This is a genomic window from Euzebyales bacterium (assembly GCA_035461305.1).
In the GTDB taxonomy this organism is placed as follows: Bacteria; Actinomycetota; Nitriliruptoria; order Euzebyales; family JAHELV01; genus JAHELV01.
Genome location: DATHVN010000182.1, coordinates 1 through 21,556, shown reverse-complemented (window position 1 = coordinate 21,556; position 21,556 = coordinate 1). Strand labels below are relative to the sequence as shown.

The 21,556-nt window shown below is 71.2% G+C and carries 21 protein-coding genes and 1 pseudogene; 10 read left to right on the top strand and 12 right to left on the bottom strand.

Annotation, left to right across the window (positions count from 1 at the left end; translation table 11 throughout):
• The first annotated feature begins 14 nt into the window (after positions 1-14).
• Positions 15-773, top strand: a complete 759-nt coding sequence (locus VK923_17070; protein HSJ46390.1) for a nitrilase-related carbon-nitrogen hydrolase — start codon at positions 15-17, stop codon at positions 771-773.
• Between the two features lie 54 nt (positions 774-827).
• Here VK923_17070 and VK923_17065 read toward each other — a convergent pair whose 3' ends face one another.
• Positions 828-1,790, bottom strand: coding sequence for a hypothetical protein (locus VK923_17065; GenBank protein ID HSJ46389.1), 963 nt, complete (start codon positions 1,788-1,790; stop codon positions 828-830).
• A 76-nt stretch (positions 1,791-1,866) separates the two neighbouring features.
• On the opposite strand from VK923_17065, the gene VK923_17060 reads away from it, so the two are divergent.
• On the top strand, positions 1,867-2,352 hold the full coding sequence (locus VK923_17060) for a nitroreductase family deazaflavin-dependent oxidoreductase (protein ID HSJ46388.1): 486 nt from the start codon (positions 1,867-1,869) through the stop codon (positions 2,350-2,352).
• A gap of 14 nt (positions 2,353-2,366) precedes the next feature.
• Here the strand turns inward: VK923_17060 and VK923_17055 are convergent.
• From VK923_17055 to VK923_17035, 5 genes and pseudogenes are all read right to left on the bottom strand, one after another.
• Positions 2,367-3,104 (bottom strand): annotated as a pseudogene (locus VK923_17055) (SDR family oxidoreductase).
• Positions 3,105-3,344: 240 nt separating this feature from the next.
• Positions 3,345-4,112 carry an amino acid ABC transporter ATP-binding protein gene (locus VK923_17050; GenBank protein ID HSJ46387.1) on the bottom strand — a complete coding sequence of 256 codons (768 nt, stop codon included), beginning with the start codon at positions 4,110-4,112 and terminating at the stop codon, positions 3,345-3,347.
• Positions 4,109-5,002 (bottom strand): amino acid ABC transporter permease, encoded by an 894-nt coding sequence (locus VK923_17045; protein HSJ46386.1) that lies wholly within the window; start codon positions 5,000-5,002, stop codon positions 4,109-4,111. The genes VK923_17050 and VK923_17045 overlap by 4 nt, the downstream gene beginning before the upstream one ends.
• Before the next feature lie 4 nt (positions 5,003-5,006).
• Complete coding sequence (locus VK923_17040; GenBank protein HSJ46385.1) at positions 5,007-5,960, bottom strand: ABC transporter substrate-binding protein; 954 nt, start codon at positions 5,958-5,960, stop codon at positions 5,007-5,009.
• Positions 5,961-6,044: 84 nt separating this feature from the next.
• Complete coding sequence (locus VK923_17035) at positions 6,045-6,830, bottom strand: GNAT family N-acetyltransferase (protein HSJ46384.1); 786 nt, start codon at positions 6,828-6,830, stop codon at positions 6,045-6,047.
• A 99-nt stretch (positions 6,831-6,929) separates the two neighbouring features.
• On the opposite strand from VK923_17035, the gene VK923_17030 reads away from it, so the two are divergent.
• Positions 6,930-7,217 carry a TMEM165/GDT1 family protein gene (locus VK923_17030; protein HSJ46383.1) on the top strand — a complete coding sequence of 96 codons (288 nt, stop codon included), beginning with the start codon at positions 6,930-6,932 and terminating at the stop codon, positions 7,215-7,217.
• 62 nt (positions 7,218-7,279) lie between these two features.
• Here the strand turns inward: VK923_17030 and VK923_17025 are convergent, their stop codons facing one another.
• Positions 7,280-8,521: an acyltransferase gene (locus tag VK923_17025; protein ID HSJ46382.1), complete on the bottom strand. Its 1,242-nt coding sequence runs from the start codon at positions 8,519-8,521 to the stop codon at positions 7,280-7,282.
• Between the two features lie 510 nt (positions 8,522-9,031).
• Here VK923_17025 and VK923_17020 point away from each other — a divergent pair.
• The 4 genes from VK923_17020 to VK923_17005 are packed head-to-tail and all read left to right on the top strand — an operon-like array spanning position 9,032 to position 11,926.
• Positions 9,032-9,982, top strand: a complete 951-nt coding sequence (locus VK923_17020; GenBank protein ID HSJ46381.1) for a hypothetical protein — start codon at positions 9,032-9,034, stop codon at positions 9,980-9,982.
• A 1-nt stretch (position 9,983) separates the two neighbouring features.
• Complete coding sequence (locus VK923_17015) at positions 9,984-10,469, top strand: low molecular weight protein-tyrosine-phosphatase (GenBank protein ID HSJ46380.1); 486 nt, start codon at positions 9,984-9,986, stop codon at positions 10,467-10,469.
• Positions 10,466-11,275: a fructosamine kinase family protein gene (locus tag VK923_17010; GenBank protein HSJ46379.1), complete on the top strand. Its 810-nt coding sequence runs from the start codon at positions 10,466-10,468 to the stop codon at positions 11,273-11,275. The genes VK923_17015 and VK923_17010 overlap by 4 nt, the downstream gene beginning before the upstream one ends.
• Before the next feature lie 15 nt (positions 11,276-11,290).
• Positions 11,291-11,926 (top strand): inorganic diphosphatase, encoded by a 636-nt coding sequence (locus VK923_17005; protein HSJ46378.1) that lies wholly within the window; start codon positions 11,291-11,293, stop codon positions 11,924-11,926.
• 3 nt (positions 11,927-11,929) lie between these two features.
• Here the strand turns inward: VK923_17005 and hppD are convergent, their stop codons facing one another.
• Complete coding sequence (gene hppD, locus VK923_17000; GenBank protein HSJ46377.1) at positions 11,930-13,117, bottom strand: 4-hydroxyphenylpyruvate dioxygenase; 1,188 nt, start codon at positions 13,115-13,117, stop codon at positions 11,930-11,932.
• Positions 13,118-13,260: 143 nt separating this feature from the next.
• Here hppD and VK923_16995 point away from each other — a divergent pair, with 143 nt between their 5' ends.
• Complete coding sequence (locus VK923_16995) at positions 13,261-13,728, top strand: Lrp/AsnC family transcriptional regulator (protein HSJ46376.1); 468 nt, start codon at positions 13,261-13,263, stop codon at positions 13,726-13,728.
• 151 nt (positions 13,729-13,879) lie between these two features.
• Here the strand turns inward: VK923_16995 and VK923_16990 are convergent, their stop codons facing one another.
• The 4 genes from VK923_16990 to VK923_16975 all read right to left on the bottom strand — a co-directional run bounded on the left by VK923_16990 (position 13,880) and on the right by VK923_16975 (position 19,313).
• A complete protein-coding gene (locus VK923_16990) occupies positions 13,880-15,052 on the bottom strand; it encodes an acyl-CoA dehydrogenase family protein (GenBank protein ID HSJ46375.1) in 1,173 nt (390 codons plus the stop codon).
• Positions 15,053-15,517: 465 nt separating this feature from the next.
• Positions 15,518-17,704, bottom strand: coding sequence for an acetate--CoA ligase family protein (locus tag VK923_16985; protein HSJ46374.1), 2,187 nt, complete (start codon positions 17,702-17,704; stop codon positions 15,518-15,520).
• Positions 17,671-19,053 (bottom strand): NAD(P)/FAD-dependent oxidoreductase, encoded by a 1,383-nt coding sequence (locus tag VK923_16980; protein ID HSJ46373.1) that lies wholly within the window; start codon positions 19,051-19,053, stop codon positions 17,671-17,673. Before VK923_16980 ends, VK923_16985 begins: the two co-directional genes overlap by 34 nt.
• On the bottom strand, positions 19,011-19,313 hold the full coding sequence (locus VK923_16975; GenBank protein HSJ46372.1) for an FAD-dependent oxidoreductase: 303 nt from the start codon (positions 19,311-19,313) through the stop codon (positions 19,011-19,013). The genes VK923_16980 and VK923_16975 overlap by 43 nt, the downstream gene beginning before the upstream one ends.
• Positions 19,314-19,495: 182 nt before the next feature.
• On the opposite strand from VK923_16975, the gene VK923_16970 reads away from it, so the two are divergent.
• Both VK923_16970 and VK923_16965 read left to right on the top strand, forming a co-directional pair.
• Positions 19,496-20,131: a TetR family transcriptional regulator C-terminal domain-containing protein gene (locus VK923_16970; GenBank protein ID HSJ46371.1), complete on the top strand. Its 636-nt coding sequence runs from the start codon at positions 19,496-19,498 to the stop codon at positions 20,129-20,131.
• Positions 20,132-20,149: 18 nt separating this feature from the next.
• Positions 20,150-21,454 (top strand): extracellular solute-binding protein, encoded by a 1,305-nt coding sequence (locus VK923_16965; GenBank protein HSJ46370.1) that lies wholly within the window; start codon positions 20,150-20,152, stop codon positions 21,452-21,454.
• Positions 21,455-21,556: the final 102 nt, after the last annotated feature.

The following is a 21,556-nucleotide window of genomic DNA, read 5'->3' as shown; positions in this document are numbered from 1 at the left end:
GGAGATCCGACGTCATGAGGGTCGCAGTCATCCAGCACGACATCGCGTGGGAGGACCCCAAGGCCAACTTCGCCGCACTGGCACCACGGATCGCCGGCGCGGCAGGTGCGGGCGCGCGCCTGATCGTGCTCACCGAGATGTACGCCACGGGCTTCTCGATGAACACCGACGTCACCGCCGAACCGGTCGGAGGTCCGGCCGCGTCGTTCCTCGTCGAGCAGGCGCAGCGCCACGACGCGTGGATAGCCGGCTCCGTGGCCGAGCGGGTCGACGCCACCGAGCGGCCGTTCAACACCCTGGTGCTGGCCGCCCCGGACGGGGCCGTGCACCGCTACTGCAAGATCCACCCCTTCACCCACTCCGGCGAGCACGAGCACTTCCGGGCGGGCAGCGACCACGTGACCGTCGACGTCGAGGGCCTGCGGGTCACGCTGTTCGTCTGCTACGACCTGCGCTTCGCAGACGAGTTCTGGGCGACCGCGCAGGACACCGACGTCTACATCGTGCCGGCGAACTGGCCCGACACCCGGCGCGAGCACTGGCGCACGTTGCTGCGCGCCCGGGCCGTCGAGAACCAGGCCTACGTGCTCGGCGTGAACCGCGTCGGCACGGGTGGCAGGCTGACCTACGTCGGCGACTCGATGGTCGTCGATCCGATGGGTGAGGTGCTCGCGTCGGCAGCCGATCGTGAGGCGCTGCTCGTGTGCGACGTGGACGCTGCGACCGTCGCCGCCACCCGCGACCGGTTCCGGTTCATGCAGGACCGTCGCTGACCCGGAGCGGGGACCGTCCTACGGCCAAGAGGCGCCTTCGGCGGCTGGCGCCGGTCACCGAAGCTCGACGCGGACGATCTCGTAGTCGAGCGTGGCCGGGTCGGCACCAGCACCCTGGGCCGCGAACTGCGCGTTGACGGCATACAGCGCGCCGAGGGCCAGCGTGGCCGTCGTTGGCGTGGCGAAGTCGTCATCGGTGAGCCGCCGGACGACCTCACCCCGCCGCAGGTCACCCGAGAGGCGCACCTCTGCGATCCGGTCCAGCTGGTTCTCCACGACGTACAGGGTCCGGCCACGCAGTACGAGCCCGTCCGCGTTGCTGACGTCGCCCCGCAACGCGATGCGCTCGGCCTCGGCGGTCGCTCCGGAGGGGTCGACGACGTACAGCGCGCTGCCCTCAGCGTCGACCGGGTCGGTGGACTGCGCGAGGACGAGGCGGGTCCGCCGTCCCGAGCCGGTGGCGACGATGCCGTTGCTGTTGAAGCCGTCGGCGAGCTCGAAGTCCCCACCGAGCGTCAGTGCCTCGGCGTCGCCGACGTCGCCACGCCGGGAGATCGGCACGCGGTACAGCACCGCGTTGAACGAGTCCGTCAGGTAGGCTGCGTCCCGGGTGACCGTCACGTCGTTGATGAACGCCGTGCCCGCCCCGGCCAGCTGGAGGACAGCGACCTCTTCGCCGGTACGTGTGTCGTGGACGCGGGCCTGGCCGCTGGGGCCGCCCGCCACCCACAACCGACCACGACCGTCGAGTGCCAGGCCGACAGCCGGGCCCGCAGCCGACTCCACCAGCGTGGTGACCTCACCTGTCACCAGGTTGGCCCGCACGATCGTTCCGGTCGCCAGGGATCCCGCCCACGCGTAGCGCCCGCGCGCCACGATGCCCTCCGCCTGGAAGCCCGTGTCCGCGGTGGCGTCGCTGGTCAGCGTGATCGTGTCCGGCAGCACCGGATGCGCGAGGGCCGGCACCGCAGCGACGGCCAGGAGCAGTGCGAGGATGATGCTGAGTGCGCGCCGCACGGTGGCCCCCTGAAGAACGACTCCGACGACGCCCGATGCTAGCCGGATCGTGCGGCCGGCGGACACCGGAGGACTGATGCGGCAGCGACGACGCCCCGAGCGACCGACGGGCTGGCGACGGCTGCTGTTCCGTCTGCCGGTCCACTGCTACCGGCTCGGCCTGGGATGGCTGCTCGGCACCCGGTTCGTGCTGATCAACCACGTCGGACGCCGCAGCGGACGTCTTCGGACCGTGGTCGTGGAGGTCGTCGACCACGACCCGCGCGCGGACACCTGGACCGTGGCGTCCGGCTTCGGCCCGACAGCCGACTGGTACCGCAACCTCCTGGCGACACCGGACGTCAGCATCCAGGTCGGACGCCGGACCATCCCCGTCACGGCCCGCGCGCTGTCCGACGACGAGGGCTCTGGCATGATGGCGCGGTACGCGGATGCGCATCCACGCACGGCACGGCGGCTGGCGGGGTTCATGGGCTTCGAGGTCGCCGGCAGCGTGCGGGACTACCGGGAGCTGGGGCGGGCGGTCCCGTTCGTCCGGTTCGTTCCACGGTCTGCGACCTGAGCCGCGGCACGGACTCATCCACCGCCGCGTGCGGACCATCCGCCGTCCGACGCGATCGTCTGCCCCGTGATCCACGCCGCCTCGTCGCTGACCAGCCAGGCCACCAGCCGGGCGGTGTCGTCGGGCCGGCCCCAACGTCGACCGGGGTTCGCGGCGGCAACGGCCCGCCGTCCGACCTCGTCGACGTAGCCTGTGTCGGTGGGGCCGGGGTTGACGCAGTTCACGGTGATCCCCCGCGGCGCGAGATGGACCGCAAGGCTCGGCGCGAGCTCGTGCAGTGCCGCCTTCGACGCGACGTAGGGTAGTTCGTCGGGCATCGCACGGTGGTACTGGCCCGACGTGAACAGCACGACGCGGCCACCGTCACGACCGTCGTGCTGCGCCACGACGGCCTGTGTCAGCAGCAACGTCGCGGTCGTGTTGACCGCGAACGTGCGCTGCAGCTCATCGGCGGTCAGCTCCTCGACCGACTGGTTGCTGCTGCGGGCGTGGTTCGCGATCAGCGCGTCCACGTGGCCGTAGGCGCCGGCCGCGGCTCGCATGACGCGGTCCACACCGTCGGCCTCGGCGAAGTCCGCAGACACCGCGCGGACGTCGGCGCCGCCGGCGCGCAGCCCGTCCACGATCGCCTCAGGCCCACCCGGGTCGGCGCCCCAGGGCTGTCCGACGTCGTGCGGGGTCCACGCGTGCAGCATCAACCGCCACCCGTCCGTCGCGAGCCGTCGTGCGATGGCCGCGCCGATGCCGACCCTCCGGCTGACCCCCGGTCACGATCGCGACGCGGCGCCGTTCGGCGCCGGCACCATCGGCGGTCATTCCCACTCCTCGTCCACCGGACAGGTCGCCACCCTCGTGGTCAGCCGCCACACCGTGGCACGCACTCCTGAGGACGGCAGGTGCACCGTACCGTTGGATGTCTTCCAGATCGTATGGACCGAATCGATCTGGGGACAGGGGAGGCAGCAGGTGGTGGGGCCGGTTCCCCAGATCGGTCAGAGACGGCCGGCCTCGATGATGCGTGACAGAAACTGGCGGGTGCGCTCCTCGAGCGGGTCGGTCAGCACCTGGGCGGGCGGGCCGGACTCGAGCACGCGGCCCTCGTGCAGGAAGCACACGCGGTCGGCGACATCGCGGGCGAACCCCATCTCGTGTGTGGCGAGGACCATGGTCATGCCACTGGCGGCGAGCTCCCGGATCGCGGCCAGCACCTCGGCCACGAGCTCGGGGTCCAGCGCCGAGGTCACCTCGTCGAGCAGCAGCAGATCGGGGTCGATCGTCAACGCACGCACGATCGCCGCCCGCTGCTGCTGGCCACCGGACAGCCGCTCGGGGTACTCGTCGGCCTTGTCGGCCAGCCCGAACCGCGAAAGCAGGTCGCGGGCCTTGGCCTCCGCGTCCACACGGCGGAGCCGGTGCGCTTTGCGCGGTGCCAGCGTGACGTTGTCGATCACCGACAGGTGCGGGAACAGGTTGAACGCCTGGAACACGATGGCCATGCGCTTGCGCACCGCGTTCGCGTCGATGCCCCGCGCGGTGATGTCGCGGCCGTCGAGCAGGATGCGCCCCGCGTCGATGCGCTCGAGCAGGTCGACGCAGCGCAGCAGGGTCGACTTCCCGCACCCGCTGGGCCCGATGAGGCACACGACCTCGTGCTCGTCGACGGTCAGGTCGATCCCGCGCAGCACCAGCTTCGCGCCGAACCGCTTGTGCACGCCGTCGAGCTGCAGGCGCGGCGTCCCTGCCGTGTCGGCCGCGCTCATGCCGCCATCTGCGAGCGCCGGGCCCGGTCGCGGGCCGAGTACCAGTCGGCGAACCGTGCCGCCGGCACGCTGATGAGCAGGAACAGCACGGTGGCGGCCACGAACGACGTGTAGTTGAACGTCCGCGACGTGTAGATCTCGGCCGCACGCACAGCCTCGCGCACCCCGAGCACGCTGACCAGCGCGACGTCCTTCTGCAGGCTCACCAGGCCGTTGAGCAACGCCGGCACGACGTTTCGCACCGCCTGGGGCAGGATCGCGTAGCGCAGGCTCTGCCACTGGGTCAGCCCGAGCGACTGTGCGGACGACCGCTGGCTCTCGGGCACCGAGTCGATGCCGGAGCGGTAGACCTCGGCGGTGTAGGCGGAGTACGACAGGACCAGCGTCGTGACGCCCCAGAACAGCGGGCTGCGTGGCACCCCGGGCAGGTCGAGCGCGGGGACGCCGAAGCCGAACAGCAGGATGGCCAGGATCAACGGCACGCCGCGGAACAGATCGATGTAGAGGACGGCGAGCAGCCGCAGCGGCACGAACGCCGGACCGCGCAGGCTGCGGATGACCGCAACGAGCAGGGCGAACACCAGTATCGCGATCTGCGCGATCGCGAACATGCGCAGGTCGAGCCAGAACCCGGCGAGCACGTCGGGCCACGCCTCGGCGAAGTTCTCGGGGTTGAAGAACTGGGATCGCACGGCGTCCCAGTTCTGGCTGCCGAGGACCGCCCAGACCGCCAGCCCGAACACCGCGACCGTGCTGACCGCGGCGATCAGCGCGCCCTTGGCGCCCTCCTCGGCGAGCCATCCACGGGCGGCGCCCAACGCACCGGATCCGGGCCAGGCGCTCGGCGGCGTGGCCTCGACGTCGACCGACTCGGGTCCGGGCGCCCCCAACGAACTAGGGCGTCAGCGTCGGGATGTCACCGGACCGGCTGAGCCACTCCTCCTCGAGCGCATCCAGGGTGCCGTCGTCGCGCAACGCCGCCAGTGCCTGGTTGACGCACGGCACGAGCTCGCTACCCTCCTCGAACAGCATGCCGAGCTCCTCGGCACCGCCGGCCGCCTCGCTCGCGCCCGACTCCGACGCCGCCGTCGTGTCCTCCCGCGGCAGCACGCCGACGATCGACGCGTCGGGGATCTCGACGGCTGTGATGTAGTAGGCGGTGGGAAGGTCGAACACCAGCCCGTCGACCTGACCGGCGTCGAACGCCGCCTTGGCCGCAGCGTTGTCGTCAAAGACCTGGGCCTGCGCCTCTGGCTGGATCACCTGCTCGATGTAGTCGAGGCTCGTGGTGCCGATCGCCGCACCCAGACGCGCCGACTGCAGGTCGGCGACGCTCGTGGCGTCGGCGACCGACGAGTCCTCGGCAGCGACCAGCGCCTGCTCGACCTCGTAGTAGCCGTCGGAGAAGTCGACAACCTCGTCGCGCTCGGGCGTGATCGAGTACTGCTGGATGTTGAAGTCGTAGTCCTTCGTGCCCGGCGCGATGGCCTCGTCGAAGCCGGTCCGCACCCACTCGACGTCGCCTTCGGCGAACCCGAGCTGCTCGGCCAGGGCGTAGACCAGGGCGCTCTCGAAGCCCTCGCCGTTCGTCGGATCGTCGTCGACCATCCACGGCTCGAACACCGGCTCACCGGTCGCGACCGTCAGGGTGCCCTCCGTCTTCAGCGGCAGGCTGTCGACGTCGCAGGCGAGCTCCGTCGGTTCTGACGCGGCCTCGGAGGCGATGGTGTCATCAGCCGCGGTCGGCGCCTCCTCCGACGCCGCGCCGCCATCTGACGTCTCCGCGGCGCCGCCGCAGGCCGTCAGCAGCATCATCAGGCCAAATGCCAGCGCGATCCACGGTCTCACCACACGCTCCTGTCCGCTCGGTCGCCGGGTGTCGCCGGGTGTCGCCGACGACGTTCTCCGACGGCAATCGTACGTCGCGCTTCCTCAGCGGCGGATGAGCTCGGCTTCCTCGTACTCCATGAGCGGAAGGAAACCGAGGCCCTCGTAGAGGTTGCGCGCCGGCGTGTTGTCGCGCCCGACGTTGAGGGCGACGACGTCGACCTCGTCCCACAACCTCAGAGCGAGCGCGGCGACGACCTGACGCGCGAGCCCGCGACTCCGGTAGGCGGGCAGCGTGTTGACGTTGCCGATCGCGGCGATGCCCTGACCGGTGTCGATGACGTGCGTGCCGGCCATCGCCACGAGGGTGTTGCCGTCGAAGATGCCGGTGTGCCGGCCCGTGCCGAGCAGGTCGTGGCGGAAGAACTCCGGGGATGTGCTCGTCTGCTCGAGCAGCGCGGTGCACGCGTCGCCGTCGTCGGCCTCGAGCAACCGGACGCCAGGACCGGGATCCGGCAGCAGATCCGGTCTGATCAGCTGCATCTTGACGTACGGCTCGACCCGGTTGGCGTGGTGGGTCGGCGCCATCCGCTCGGCGAGGCCCGATGGACCGGTGATGTCGAAGCGGTCCGGCAGGTCGTCCACGACATCGGCCAGCAGTGCCAGCGTCGCCGCCGCGTACACCGCCGAGACGGCGTACACCACGCCGTGGTTCACCCCCGGCAGCCCGACCAGCCCCACCACACCACGGTCACGGACCCACCACCGTGACGTGTCCCAGAACTGGACGACATCGACGATGCCGTACGCGTGGATGGCGCGGTGCTCGGTGAAGACGTCGAGCACCGCGGTCCTGTCGGCCACCGGCGCGGGTGTGTCGGTCGGCATCATCCGCCGGATCATAGCGAGTGCGGCTCGGGACCCGGTACGCACCGTCCCGGTCGCGTCAAGCTCGGCCGCCCCGACACGCCCCGGCGAAAGGCCTCACCCATGGATCTGCGCATCATCGCGACCGTGTTCGGCGCGCTGTTCCTGGCCGAGCTGGGCGACAAGACCCAACTGGCCGTGATCTCGTTCGTCGCGAGCGGCCAGCCGCCGCTCGCCGTGTTCACCGGTGCGAGCCTCGCGCTGATCGCGTCGACGGCGGTCGCCGTCCTCGGCGGTCAGGGACTGCTGCGGATCGTGCCGGCGGAGATCCTCCAGCTCATCGCGGCCGCGGTCTTCGTGATCGTCGGCGTGCTCGTGGGGTGGGAGGCGCTGCAGGGCCTGCGCGGATGAGCCACCGGAACCCCCCGCCGTCCGGACCGCGCGCACCGGGCAGCCCGGTGGAGGTTCCGTCGTCACGGCATGAAGGGCGCCGATGTCAGCAGCGCGGCTGCGCACGCTGCGCCGCACGCCAGCCCCGCCACGCCGACTGCGACCCCGGTGCGGCCGGCCGTGCGGCTGCCCTCCACGCGCCACGTCGCGCCGAGCGGGACCTCGACGAAGCGATAGGTCACGTCGCCGAGGATCACGACGGACAGCAGGTACACGGCGGTCGTGGTCGGTCGCGCCACCGCGGACGGCCCGCCGAGTGCCACGATCACCGGCCAGTGCCACAGGTAGATCGCGTACGACCGCAGGCCCAGCCACTGCAGTCCGGAGGCCATCAGCGGTCCCGCTGCTGCACCCCGCACGATCACTGCGACCGCGACCACCGCGAGGACATCAGTGAGCAGCGGACCGCCGGCGCCGATCCACCCGGCGCCCTCGCCGCCGACCCACATCGTCACGACGATGCCCAGGACCGCGAGCACGCCGACCGTTCGCAGGCGGCGACCGCGGATGCCCGTCACCGTCCCGTGACGCGCCGGCGTGACGGCCAGCCCCATCGCGGCCCCGAGCAGCAGGCCAGTCGCCCGGGTGTCTGTGCCGTACCGCAGGCGGTCCGCGATCTGCGGCCCGTCGGCCAGGACCGAGAGGGCGATCGCCGAGGCCACGGCCAGCACCACGGCCCCGAGGCGCACCAGGGCGCGTGCGCGCGGCGTGGCCGCCGCCATCAGTGATAGCACCACGACCAGCGTGAGCTGCGCGCCGACGGCGATCGGCCACAGGTGCTCGACCGACGACGGTACGGCGGCCGCGTCATCGGCGGCCATGATGATCTGCCAGTTGACGATGCCGAGCAGCGTCGCGCGGATCTCACCGCCGAGGCGGAACAGCCCGTCGGGTCGGGTCGCGAGGACCAGGAGCGACACGCCGCCGAGCAGGGTCAGAAGTGCGGGCAGTACACGGCGCGCGCGGGCCGCAAGCGCACGAGCCGCGTCGGCGCGGCGCAGCGGCCGGTCGGCCGCGGTCACGGTCGCGACCGTCAGGTAGCCACTGACGACGAAGAGCACCTCGACGCCGGCGACCCGTCCACCCGGGATCCAGGTGTGACCCGCGGCGGCCAGCACGATGCCGGTCACCGCGACGGCACGCAGCCCCGTCAGCCCGGGTCGATACTGCACCCCGCCAGCGAGCGGTGCGATGCTGGCCTCACCATCGGGCACGCTGCCCTCGTCCGCACGTCCGTCGTCCGTGCGGTCCTCGCGTGTCGTCATCGTGCGTACGTCCATCGCCCCCGGCCGCCTGGGCTGAAGCGGGCGCCATTCAACTCGCGGGCGATCATACGCACCGGCCCCCGCGGATTCCCCGCAGGCGGTGCGCCCCGTGCCCCCGACGAGAGAGGTCCATCGGCTGTCCGAACGGCGGCGACCGACAGCTCCGGCCGTAGGCCCGCAGCGGCTTGGAAGCCGTCAGGGAGAGGGGACGGCCCGGGCCATGAGGGCCCGGGCCGCCGGCATCCTGCACTCGCCGTCGATCGTCGCAGCCCCGGTGAGCACCGCTGGTAGGGCGGTTCCGGGTGGGCGGGTGTGACCAGCTCCCGCTGACGAACGAGCGGGTGAGGAGGGTGGTATCGCGAGGCACCTATGGTGGTCCGGTCGGATGCCTCGATGACCGGATAGGCGCTAGCGCCTCATCACCTCGACGGTCACGCGCGAACTATCAGAACTCATGCGTTGGACCACCTCCTTTCTGTCGTCCGGCCAGCATGACACCGGTGCTGTTCGATGGCAACGGCCGATCGCACGGTCGCACGCTACCGTGCCCTCATGAGCCTGCTCACCACCACCACCGCGACGTACGCCCGGCCGGTCGGCGTCATCCGCGTGACCGGCAACGACCGTCAGACCTACTTGCACAGCCTGTTGTCACAGCACCTGGAGGACGCGCGCCCCGGCACGGTGGCCGACTTCCTGTACCTCGACGCCAAGGGCTCGGCACTGGCCGAGGGGCGCGCGATCGTCCGCGCCGGTGATGTGCTTCTCGTTACGCCGGCGGTTGTGACGGCCAGCCTCGCCGACGCGTTGGGACGGTTCACGTTCCTGCTCGACGCGACCGCAGAGGACGTCTCGGACGGCTGGCGCATGGTGAGCGTCCGCGGCTCCGACACCGACGGCCTCCCCGGTGCCCGGTCGCAGCGGATGACCGCCGCGCCACACGGCGACGGCATCGTGGTCCGGGACCGCTCGGGCGGGGTCGACTACCTTGGCTCGGTGGCGTGGGTGACCGAACGGGTCGCCGAGCTCAGGTTGCCCGAGGCCGACCCGCACGACTGGGAGCTCTGGCGGATCCGTGCGGCAGTGCCCGCGTGGGGCCACGAGATCGCCGCCGGCCGACGCACACAGGAGCTGGGCCTGCTGCCGACCCACGTGCACCTGCGCAAGGGCTGCTACCCGGGGCAGGAGTCGATCGCCAAGACGTGGAACCTGGGCCGCCCGCGCCGCGCGCTGTGGGTCGCCGAGTTCGACGCCGCCGTCCCCGCCGACGTCGAGGTCCGCGTCGGCGACCGGACGGGGGTCATCACCAGCGCCGCGCCCGACGGCGCGCGGACGGTGGCCCTGGCGCTGCTGCCGCTGGAACGTGACGGCTCGCTGGCCGACCGCACCCTCGACGCCGACGGCGTGCCCGGACGGGCGCTGCAGCGCGTGGGCGACGACCTGCCGCAGCCAGGCGCCTGACATGCGCGTGCTGTTCGTCTGCCTCGGCAACATCTGCCGCTCGCCGACAGCGCACGCCGCGACGCTCGAGGCGCTGATCGACGCCGGTGTCGCCAATCACGTCGAGCTCGACTCGGCCGGCATCGGCGCGTGGCACGTCGGCAGGCCTCCGGACGCGCGGATGCAGGCAGCGGCCGAGGCAGCGGGCCTCACGCTGCACGGCCCCGCCCGGCAGGTCACCTCCGGCGAGCTGGCGGGCTGGGACCTGATCCTGGCCATGGACCGCGACAACCTGTCGGATCTGCGGGCGATGGCGCCCGACGATGCGGTGCGCGACCGCATCCGCCTGTTCCGCGACTACGACCCCGACGCCAGCGCAGCCGAGGTGCCCGACCCCTACTACGGCGGATTCCAGGGGTTTGCGGAGGTCGTGCGGATCTGCCGCGTCGCCGCCAACGGCCTGGCGGACGACATCGTCGATCGGCTCGACGGCGGGGCCGTCGGGTGACGGCGGCCACCCCGGCCCTGCCGGACGGGCTGGGCCGCCTCCACGGAGCGCGCCGCCTCGGGGGCGGATCGATCTGCACCGTGTGGGCCGGCACGCTCGACGACGCCACGCCGGTGGTCGTCAAGCGGGCGCCGTACCCGGTCGACGTCGAGGTCGACGGCCTGACGGCGCTGGCCCACGCCGGTGCGCCGGTACCCGACGTGCTGGCTGCCGACGACGACGTCCTGGTGCTGCGCCACGTGTCGGGGGACGCCGACTGGCACGCGCTCGGGGTGTGCCTGGCCGATGTCCACCGCACGACCTGCGGCGACAGGTTCGGCTGGCATCGCGACAACCTGCTGGGGCGGGCGATCCAGCTCGGCGGGTGGTCCGACGACTGGCCGGTGTTCTTGGTCGAGCAGCGGCTGCGTCCGCTGCTCGGCGCGGACGCGCTGCCCGACGACGTTCGCCGGCGGCTCGAGCGCGCGATCGCCGGGCCGCTGGGCGACCTGCTCGGCGCGCACGCGCCGAGCGCGAGCCTGGTCCATGGCGACCTGTGGAGCGGCAACATCGTCGACGGGTCCTGGCTGGTCGACCCCGCCGTGTGGATGGCCGACCGCGAGCTCGAGCTCGCCTTCACCCGTCTGTTCGGCGGTGTTCCCGAACCCTTCTTCGCGGGGTACGACTCCCGGTGGCCGCTCCCGAGTGGCGCAGCGCAACGCCGGCCGGCGCTGCAGCTGTACCACCTGCTGATCCACGTGTGGCATTTCGGGGCGGGATACGTGGGCCCGGTGGTCGACCGCCTCGACAGCTTGGGGTGGCACTGACAGCAAGGAGCACGCATGTCGTCGACGCAGGACCACAGCGCCGAGGAGGCCGAGGCCCAGGCGCAGGAGCCCGAGGAGCGCAAGAAGGACGAGGACACCGGCCAGCGACCGGATCCCACGATCATCGACGTCTACGTCGAGATCCCCAAGGGCTCGCGCAACAAGTACGAGTGGGATGTCGAGACGGGGCGCTTCCGGCTCGACCGCAAGCTGTTCACGGCGGTCCAGTATCCCGGTGACTACGGCTTCGTCGCGGAGGCGTGGGGCGAGGACGGCGACCCGCTGGACGCGCTGGTGATCCTCGGCGACCCGACCTTCCCGGGCTGCGTGATCTCGGCGCGCGTCGTCGGCGTCTTCTACATGACCGACGACAAGGGCCGCGACACGAAGATCATCACCGTGCCCAGCAAGGACCCGGCCTGGGAGTCCATCGACGAGCTCGACGATGTCCCCAACCACCTGCTCGACGAGATCCAACACTTCTTCTCGATCTACAAGGACCTCGAGCAGAAGACCGTGACCGTCGAGGGGTTCGGATCGCGTGAGAAGGCGATCGAGGAGCTCGAGAAGGACTTCGAGCGCTACCGCAACCTCAGCGATCCTCAGCCTGTCATGCCGTGGACGCCCTACGTTCCGGGCAGGTCCGGCTAACGTCTAGAGGTTGCCGCGCAGCTCCTGCTCGCGCTCGATCGACTCGAACAACGCCTTGAAGTTGCCCTTGCCGAACCCGAGCGAGCCGTGCCGCTCGATCAGCTCGAAGAACACCGTCGGGCGGTCGCCGATCGGGCGCGTGAAGATCTGCAGCAGGTAGCCGTCCTCGTCGCGGTCGACGAGGATGCCGCGCGCCTTGAGCTCCTCGATCGGCGCGCGCACCTTGCCGATCCGCGCACGCAGCTCCGGGTCGTCGTAGTACGTGTCCGGCGTGGCCAGGAACTCGACGCCCTCGGTGCGCAGCACGTCGACCGCCGCGATGATGTCGCCGGTCGCCAGCGCGATGTGCTGGCACCCGGGGCCGTCGTAGAACTCCAGGTACTCGTCGATCTGTGACTTGCGCCTGCTGACCGCGGGCTCGTTGAGCGGGAACTTGACGCGGTGGTTGCCGCTCGCGACCACCTTCGACATCAGCGCCGAGTACTCCGTGGCGATGTCGTCGCCGATGAACTCGGCCATGTTCACGAAGCCCATGACGCGGTTGTAGAAGGCAACCCACTCGTCCATCGCGCCGAGCTCGACGTTCCCGACGCAGTGATCGATGGCCTGGAAGATCCGTCGGGGAGCGCCCTCGCGCTTGCCGTAGCTCGACGACCGTGCCTCGTAGCCCGGGAGGTAGGGGCCGTCGTAGCGGGAGCGGTCGACCAGCGTGTGCCGGGTCTGGCCGTAGGTCGCGATCGCCGCCATCCGCACCGTGCCGTGGTCATCGCTCTCGTCATGGGGTTCGACGAGGACCGTCGCACCCTGCGCACGTGCGTGGTCGATGCAGCGGTCGACGTCGGGCACGTCGATGGCCAGGTCGACCACACCGTCGCCGTGCGCGCGGTGGTCGTCCAGCAGCGGGCTGTCGGGCCGCACGCCACCCTTGACGACGAACCGGGCGCTGCCGGAGCGCAGCATGAACGCCTTGTGATCACGGTGACCGGTCTCGGGCCCGCGATAGGCCACGAGCTCCATGCCGAACGCCGACTGGTAGAAGTGCGCCGTCTGCGTGGCGTTGCCGACGACGAACACCACCGCGTCCAGCGCGTTGACCGGGAACGGATCTGCCTTCGGATCGTGGTCGACCAGGCCAACCAAGCGGCGCTCGTCGATCGAGTTCTGCTCGGCGGCGGTGAGCTGCGTTGCCATAACGTCCTCCTCGTGGCGCATGCTCCCACTGTGCGCAACGATCGCCGATTTGACAATAGCGACATCTACGGCTGCACATTCTGTACAGTTCGTGTACGCCGATCTGCGCTTCGCTCTACAAGATGTGCAGCCATGGAGGTGAGATGGTCGATCAGCTCGACGCGGCGATCCTGATGTTGTTCGACCGTGAGCCCCGCATCAGCGTGCTCGAGGCGTCACGGCGCGTCGGCGTGGCGCGCGCGACGGTCCAGGCACGCCTGCAGCGGCTGCAGCGCGTCGGCACGCTGCACGGCTTCGGGCCCGACCTCGACGTCGCCGGCCTTGGCTACCCGGTCACGGCGCTGTGCACGCTGGAGATCCGCCAGGGCCTCGGCCACGACGCGGTCACCGAGCACCTCGTCGACATCCCCGAGGTGCTCGAGGCGCACACGATCACGGGACCCGGCGACGTCGTCGTCCGCGTGGCCGCGCGGTCCAACAGCGACCTTCAGCGAGTGATCGACCGCGTGGTCGCCGACGATTCGGTCACCCGCGTCGACACGACCATCGTCCTGCAGACGCTGATCCCGACCCGGACCATCCCACTGCTGCGGTCGTCGGTCGAGGACTGAACCGTCCGCGATGTGACGTCCCGCGCCGCACCGCCGTTCCTGGGAGCCACCCACCACATGGCGCGGTCAGGCTCCCCAGACGGCGCAGCACCGCGGTTCGGGGAGGCGATCCACCGCATGCGGTCAGCCGGCTTCCCAGCGGGTCGGGCGCTCAACGGGCGAGGACGACCCCACGCTTGCGGAGCTGGTCGGCGATGATCATCCGTTGGATCTCCGACGGGCCCTCCCAGATGCGGTCGACCCGCAGCTCGCGATAGAAGCGCTCGGCGACGTTCTCACGCATGTAGCCACGGCCGCCGAAGATCTGCACGGCGCGGTCCGCCACGCGGTTCGCCATCTCCGAGGCGAACAGCTTCACCATCGAGCAGTGCGGGTGCAGCAGCTTGACGTCGGCGCCGGCCTCCATCTCGACGGCGGTGCGGTAGGTCATGAGCCGGGCGGCCCACAGCTCGGTCAGGGCGTCGGCCAGCATGAACGCCGGCGCCTGGTGGTCGAGCAACGGCTGCCCGAACGTCTCGCGCTGCGACGCGAAGGCCGTGGTCTCGTCGATCAGGCGCTCGGCGGCGCCGCAGCACCGCGCAGCGATCATGAGGCGCTCGTAGCGGAACCACTCGTGGGTCCAGCGCATGCCGTCGCCGGTCGACCCCACCAGTGCGTCGTCGCCGACCTCGACGTCATCGAACGCGATGACGGGGTGCTCGTGCGCCGACACCTGTGCGTACGCGGGCGTGCGGACCACTCGCACCCCCGGCGTGGCGAGGTCGAGCATGAACAGCGCGTGGTTGCCCGCGTCTGGCCCGTCGGCCAGCTTCGCCTGGAACAGGCACCAGTCCGCCAGGTTGGCCGAGGTCACGTGCCACTTCTCGCCGCGCAGCACCCAGCCGCCGTCGATCCTGCTGGCCGTCGCGACGATGCCATCGACGTCCGAGCCGGCGCCCTCCTCGGTGATGGCGTAGCACTCGTGGCGCGCGCCGCGGAACGTGGGCAGCACCCAGCGTTCCAGCTGCGCCGGCGTGGCAACGTCGGCGAGCCACCGTGGCGGCGTGGTCACGACCCAGCCCAGCGTGTTCGTGACCCGCCCGATCTGCTCGGACACCAGCACCTGCTGCAGGATCGTGTAGCCCGGCCCGCCGTGGGCGGCGGGCACGCTGATCCCCAGCAGACCCAGCTCGTCGGCGCGGCGGCGTTGGCGGTCGAGCACCTCGGCGGGCAGGTGGCCGCCGTTGTGCTCGGCCGCCACCTCATGGGGGATCAGCTCGGCGTCGACGAAGGTCCGCGCCCGCGCCTGCAGGTCGAGGTCGTCGGCCGAGTGCAACTCGTTCATGGCGCTGCCGTTCGTTGTGGGGCGCGGGTCTCCCGGCCGGGCCGGAAGATCCGCCCTACGATCCGTCGTGGCACGGCGTGACCGTGCGTCGGGCCGCCGTGAGCCGCCGTGGGCCACCGGTGTCAACCGGCACGCCGCCCCTGATCCCGACCGACCGGGTCGTGCTGACAGGCGGGCCGACCCCTCGCGGCGGTCGGAGCGCTCGCCGGCGCCCACATCCCGGTCGCCGGCGCCCGCCACCAGGTCGCGGTGAACGCAGCCGAGCGTCGACCTGGGTGGCGAGCAGGTGCCGATGGTCGTCGACGTCGACGGCGGCACGTACTGGCGGGAGCACGAGGGCGGCCTGCTGTTCGGCATGAGCAACCCCGAGGAGGTCCGCGGCGTGGCGCAGCAGATCGACTGGGACTACCTCGCACGCATCCGGGCGCGGTTGGACACCTTCGTCCCGGCGGGGGCCGGGCTCGGTCACGCCTCACCTCGGGCTGGCACGACGAGGGCGTCGACGGCGACGCACCCGTCGGGACTACAGATCAGGGGGTTGACATCCACGGCGGCGAGCAGGTCGCCGAGTTCGACCGCGACCGTCGACAGCGCGACGACGGCCGCCGCGACGGCCGGGAGGTCGACCGCCGGCCGGTCCCGGACGCCGCGCAGCAACGACGCGAGCGACAGGTCGCCGAGCAGGTCGGTCGCGTGCGCCGCGTCGACCGGGGGCAGCGTGACGCGGCGGTCCGCGAGGACCTCGACCAGGACCCCGCCGGCACCGACGACCACCAGCGGACCGAACGTGGGATCGACGGTCACACCCAGTGCGAGCTCGACACCGGCACGTGCCATCGCGGCGACCGTCACCCTCGGGCCGAGCTCAGCGGCCAGCCGGTCGTAGGCGGCACGCACCTCCGCCGCGTCCCGCAGGTCCAGGTGCACGCCTGCGACGTCGGACTTGTGCGCCACATCCGCCGCCGTCTTGAGCACCACCGGGTAGCCGAGCCGGTCGGCCGCCCGAACGGCATCCGCCCCGTACTCGACCTGTGCGTGCGCCACGACGGGCATGCCGTGGTCGGCGAGCAGCGCCAATGCCTCAACCTCGGTCCATGGGGCCGGGTCGCGCAGACGCTTCCGCCAGCGCTGCCGGACCAGCGGATCACCCGGCGATGCCGGCGCCGCCGGTACCCGCGCCCGGCGGTCGCGCCGGTCCAGCAGGTGCGACAGCGCGGCGAGCCCGGTGGTCGTGCCCTCCAGCACCACGATCCCCGCCGCGCGCAGCCGGTCGGCGACGACCGGGTTGACCGCTCCGCTGACGTTGGCGAGCACGACGACCGGCTTGTCGGTCGCGGCGTGCAGCTCCCTGGCGATCAGCGGATACGTGTCATCGCCTTCGGCGTCTGGCAGGTCGACACAGAACGCGAGGGCTGCGGTGTCGGAATCATCGAGCAGCGCCCGGCCGCACGTCATGAACACGTCGTGGTAGCCGACGCTGCTGCCCCAGGCATCCAGCGGGTTGGTGGCCGGCAGGCCCGCGTCGAGCACCTCGGCCATCGCGGCCCGTGTCGTGGCGTTCGGTGCGGCCAGAGCCACGCCTGTGTCCAGCGCCAGGTCCAGCAGGTGTGCCCGCTCGCCACCGGAGTCGTGCATGACCGCGAGGCCGCCGGGCGCCGCGCCCCGGTCCATCGACAGCACGGCCGTGGCGTCGAGCAGTTCGTCGATGGTGCGCACGCGGTGCACGTCGTAGGCATCGAACACCGCCTCGTAGGCGCCGTCGGCACCGGCCAGTGCGCCGGAGTGGGCGGTGACGAGGTCTCGCGACGCCGCGTGCCGCCCCACGGTCAGGGCGACGACCGCGACGTCGCCTCGCCGGGAGAGGTCGAGCGCCGCGACGAAGCCCTCGGGGTCCCGCACGGTCTCGCAGAACAGGGCGACGACGCGGGTCGTGGGGCGCTCCACCGCGTAGCGCAGGTACTCGGCCATCGTCGTGACGAGCTCCTGGCCGGTCGACACCGCCAGGTTGAACCGCACCCGCTTCCGGTTGTGGAGCATGGCGGTCAGCACCGACCCCGAGTGGGTCAGCAACGTCACCGGTCCCGGCTGGAGTTCGAGCGGCTGGGCGTAGGCGGTGGCACGCAGCCCCACGTCGAGGTGGACGAACCCCATGCTGTTGGCCCCGCACAGCACCATGCCGGCTGACCGCGCGATTGCCGCGAGCCGCGCAGTCAGCGGCGTCGGGCCGGGGTCGTGCTCGAAGGCGCTGGCGAAGATCACCGCGGCGCGCGCCCCGATCGCGGCGGCCGCCTCGAGCTGCGCCTCGAGCCGCTCGTTGCCGACGGCGAGCACCGCGAGGTCGACGACGTCGACGACGTCGGCCAGCCGGGGGACGCACGGCAGGCCGCACAGCTCGGCGTAGCGCGGGTTGACCGGGTGGACCGCCCCGTCGAAGCCGCCGCCCAGCAGCTGCGCCATCGCCACCTGCCCCACCGAGTCGGACCGGCTGCTGGCACCCACGACCGCCACCGACCGCGCCTCGAGCAGCGGCCGCAGGTCACTCGTCCCGGCGGGTTCCACGGACGGATTCTCGCCGATCGCCGAGCGCGCCACGAGCCCGCCCGGTCTCCCGCGGGCGGTCAGCGCCCGCTCGGTGCGAACCGCCGGCGCCACCTGGCCGTCTTCCGCCGGTCGGCGACGATCTGGCACACCGCCAGCATCGCCGGGATGCCGCACACCCCGCCACCGGCGTGGGTCGCCGAGGACGCCTGGTACAGCCCGGCGATCGGCGAGCGGTAGTCCGCGTAGCCGGCCGCGGGCCGCATGTGGAACAGCTGGTCGGCGGACAGGTCGCCGTGGAAGATGTTGCCGCCGATCAGGCCGAGCTCGTCGGCCATGTCCTTGGGTCCCAGGACCTGCCGGTGGACGATCGCGTCGGCGAAGTTCGGCGCCAGCTCGGTGTAGCCGGCGATGACCCGGTCGGCGTACGCCTCCAGAGCGTCCTGGTCCTGCTCGTCGGCCCACGTCTCGGACACCCACTGGGTGAACAGCGACATGATGTGGTACCCCTCGGGGCACAGCGTGGGATCCAACGCGGTGGGGATGACGCCGTCTGAGAAGGGCCGCGTCGCCGGGCGGCCCGCGCGGGCCTCCTGGAACGCCTCCTCGAGGTAGTCGACCGAGTGGCTCAGCTCGATCGCGCCGCCGTGGTGCAGCCCTGCGGAGACGCCGGGGTCGGCGGTGAAGTCGGGCAGCTCCGACAGAGCGAGGTTGATCTTCACCGTGCCCGAGCGCGACCTCCACCGGCGGATCGACTGCAGGAAGTCGGCTGGGAGGTCGTGCTCGTCGATCTGCTGCAGAAAGGTGATCTGTGGGTGGATGGTCGTGACCACCGTGTCGGCGTACAGCTCCTCGCCACCGCCGAGCACGACGCCCGTGGTTCGCCCGTCGCGGACCATGACCCGGTCCACCGGGGCCCGGAGCCGCACCTCGGCGCCAAAGGCGGCCGCCGACGCGTGGATGGCGTCGGCCACGGCGCCCATGCCGCCCTCGGGGTAGCCCCATGAACCGAGCCCCACGCCGACGTCGCCGATCTCGTGGTGCGCGAGCACGTAGGCGGTGCCCGGCGCCCGAGGCCCCGCCCAGGTGCCGATGACCCCGTCGACAGCGAGGGCGGCCTTGACCTGGTCCGACTCGAACCAGTCGTCCAGCAGGTCGCCGATGCTCATCGTGAGCAGCCGCGTGATGTCCCCGATGCGGCGGGGGTCGAGCCCGCGCAGGCGCCACAGCAGCCTCAGCTGGTCGACGACGTCCTCCGGGTGGCGCGACCCAAGTCTGGGCGGCACCGTGAGCAGCAGTGGGGCCAGCACGTCGGCGATGCTCCCGAGCCACTCCCTCCACTGGGGGTATGCCGCGGCGTCTCGCGCGCTGAAGCGCTTGATCGCGGCCGTGTCGCTGGCGGCGTCGTCCGATCCGATCATCAGCGAGCCGCCGTCGGGGAACGCGACGTAGTACGGACCCATGGCATGGATCCGGTAGCCGTGGCGCGCCAGGTCGAGGTCGGCATGATCTCGTCGGGCATCAGGCTCATGACGTATGAGTAGGTGGTCACCTTGAAGTCGGGCGCGTCCGGCCACGGGGTGTCGGTGGCGGCGGCCCCGCCGGTCTTGTGACGCGCTTCACAGACGACCACGCGGGCGCCGCTGCGCGCCAGGTACGCGGCAGCGATGAGCCCGTTGTGCCCGCCACCGATGACGATCGCGTCGTACCGGTTCGCCGCCATCACAATCCTTTGACTAGCCGTTCAATGTTCGGCAGCGTACCTGAGCGCGGAGGGTGTAGGGAAGTGCCTGTTCTGCTCTGCAGCGAATCACCGCCCCTCGCACAGGCGAACGGACGGGTCCCTGGTTGACGTTCAGCCTCGCATTGTCTTGAATAGCTAATCAGTCCTCTACGGAGACGATCGTGGGTTCTCGACCGGCGAACAACGAACAGCGACGGCAGCAGATCCTGGATGCCGCCGCCCGCGTCATCAGCGATCGCGGGCTCGGCGAGGCACGCATCGCCGACATCGCCGCCGCGGCGTCGACGAGCGCTGGACTGATCCTCTACTACTTCGGCAGCAAGGATCAGCTGCTGTCCGAGGCGCTCGCAGCGGCCGAGGACCGGTTCTACCTGCACATCTTCCGCGCGATCAGCGCGATCGAGGACCCCCGCCAACAGCTCGTCGAGCTGGTCGCGGGATCGTGCCCCGGTACGCCGCGGGCACACGACGGCGTCGACGCGGAGTGGCGCCTGTGGGTGGAGCTGTGGGCACGGGCACTGCACGACCCCGACGTGGCGCGGAGGCGGGCGGCGCTCGACCGGCGGTGGCGTTCGACCATCGCCGACGTGGTGCGCACCGGCCAGCACCGCGAGGTCTTCACGGCCGACGTCGATCCCCACGAGTTCGCGCTGGAGCTGGCGGCACTCATGGACGGCCTCGCGCTGCAGGTCGCACTCGACGACACCGAGGTCGACGGCACCAACATGCTGCACCTGTCGCTGGCGTACGCGATGCGGCGCCTCGGCTTCACCCACGACGAGGTCCCTGCCAGCTGACTCCACAGGAGGAACCCGATGCGACATCCCCGAGAGCGCCTGATCCGACCGCGGGGGCTGTCGAGACGGGACTTCCTGCGCCTGACCGGGGGTGTCGCGGGGGGCGTGCTGCTCAGCGCCTGCGGTGGCGCGGCGTCGACCGGCGACGAGGCCGGTGGGTCGACGTCGGCCGCGAGCAGCCCGCCCGACGCCACCGGTGGGCTCGCCATCGGGTCGCCCGGCAGCCCCGTCGAGCAGCCGCTGTTCGACGACATCCCGCCGATCGAGTCCGGCCTGGACATCGAGGACGGCCCACTGCGGATCTACAACTGGGCCGACTACCTCAACGTGCCGACGCTGAAGAAGTTCGCCAAGGAGACCGGTGTCGAGTACGAGCTGACGACCTTCTACAACCCCGACGAGGCGCTGCGGAAGCTGTCGACCGGCGAGCTGCAGGCCGACGTGTTCTTCCCGACCTCGCCCGTGCTGCCCAAGTACGTCGCCGGCAGGCTGCTGCAGCCGTTGAACCACGACTACCTGCCCAACCTCGAGGCCAACGTCTGGCCGACGCTGGCCGACCCCTACTACGACGGCGGGTCGCGATACAGCGTGCCCTACGCGCTGTACCAGACGGGGCTGGCGTGGCGGACCGACCAGGTCGACCTCGACCCCGACAGCATGGATAACCCCTGGGACATCTTCTGGGAACCGCAGTACAAGGGCAAGGTCGGGTTGTACGACGACGATCGCGAGACGCTGACCGTCGCGCCGTACCACAACGGCATCCAGGACCCCAACACGTCCGACCGTGCCGTCCTCCAGGAGGCAGGTGCGAGCCTGGCTGAGCTCGTCGACCTCGTGAACATCCGGTACTCGATCGACGGTGCCTACATCAAGCTGCCCGAGGGCAAGCTCGCCATCCACCACGCGTGGTCCGGCGACATGGTCAATGCGCAGTACTACATGCCGAAGGGCGACGACCCGTCGGTGCTGCGCTACATCTGGCCGCCGCAGGGCTCGGCGTCGACCACCGGCGGCCTGATCTCGAGCGACTGCATGGTGGTCATGGCGAACGCTGAGCACCCCGTGCTCGCGCACGAGTTCCTTAACTTCATGCTCGACAACGACAACGCCCTCGAGAACTTCGGGTGGACCGGGTACCAGCCACCGCTTACCACGATCAACCCCGAGACGCTGGTCGCCGACGAGTGGGTACCACCCAACCTCGAGTCGGCCGTCGTCCGCGAGGAGGACTTCGAGATCGGACAGGTGCCGCTGCAGCTGACCCCACAGGTCGACCAGCTGTGGAAGCAGGCCTGGTCGATGGCCCAGGCTGGTGGCTGACGCGTCCGAGCGCCCGGCCCGGAGGCACCGGACGCGGGAGGGCACGGATCCGGGGTGGCTGTGGCAGGCGTTCGCCGCCCCGGGGCTGCTGTGGCTCGTCGC

What these genes read in the sequence shown, in the direction of transcription:
- VK923_17050 (HSJ46387.1), bottom strand. Translation starts at nt 4,112, where the DNA reads ATGAGCGCGGCCGACACGGCAGGGACGCCGCGCCTGCAGCTCGACGGC.
- VK923_17020 (HSJ46381.1), top strand. Translation starts at nt 9,032, where the DNA reads ATGGCAACGGCCGATCGCACGGTCGCACGCTACCGTGCCCTCATGAGC.
- VK923_16980 (HSJ46373.1), bottom strand. Translation starts at nt 19,053, where the DNA reads ATGGGTCCGTACTACGTCGCGTTCCCCGACGGCGGCTCGCTGATGATC.
- VK923_16990 (HSJ46375.1), bottom strand. Translation starts at nt 15,052, where the DNA reads ATGAACGAGTTGCACTCGGCCGACGACCTCGACCTGCAGGCGCGGGCG.
- VK923_16975 (HSJ46372.1), bottom strand. Translation starts at nt 19,313, where the DNA reads ATGGCGGCGAACCGGTACGACGCGATCGTCATCGGTGGCGGGCACAAC.
- VK923_16965 (HSJ46370.1), top strand. Translation starts at nt 20,150, where the DNA reads ATGCGACATCCCCGAGAGCGCCTGATCCGACCGCGGGGGCTGTCGAGA.
- VK923_17005 (HSJ46378.1), top strand. Translation starts at nt 11,291, where the DNA reads ATGTCGTCGACGCAGGACCACAGCGCCGAGGAGGCCGAGGCCCAGGCG.
- hppD (HSJ46377.1), bottom strand. Translation starts at nt 13,117, where the DNA reads ATGGCAACGCAGCTCACCGCCGCCGAGCAGAACTCGATCGACGAGCGC.
- VK923_17060 (HSJ46388.1), top strand. Translation starts at nt 1,867, where the DNA reads ATGCGGCAGCGACGACGCCCCGAGCGACCGACGGGCTGGCGACGGCTG.
- VK923_17070 (HSJ46390.1), top strand. Translation starts at nt 15, where the DNA reads ATGAGGGTCGCAGTCATCCAGCACGACATCGCGTGGGAGGACCCCAAG.
- VK923_17025 (HSJ46382.1), bottom strand. Translation starts at nt 8,521, where the DNA reads ATGACGACACGCGAGGACCGCACGGACGACGGACGTGCGGACGAGGGC.
- VK923_17035 (HSJ46384.1), bottom strand. Translation starts at nt 6,830, where the DNA reads ATGATGCCGACCGACACACCCGCGCCGGTGGCCGACAGGACCGCGGTG.
- VK923_16995 (HSJ46376.1), top strand. Translation starts at nt 13,261, where the DNA reads ATGGTCGATCAGCTCGACGCGGCGATCCTGATGTTGTTCGACCGTGAG.
- VK923_17015 (HSJ46380.1), top strand. Translation starts at nt 9,984, where the DNA reads ATGCGCGTGCTGTTCGTCTGCCTCGGCAACATCTGCCGCTCGCCGACA.
- VK923_17030 (HSJ46383.1), top strand. Translation starts at nt 6,930, where the DNA reads ATGGATCTGCGCATCATCGCGACCGTGTTCGGCGCGCTGTTCCTGGCC.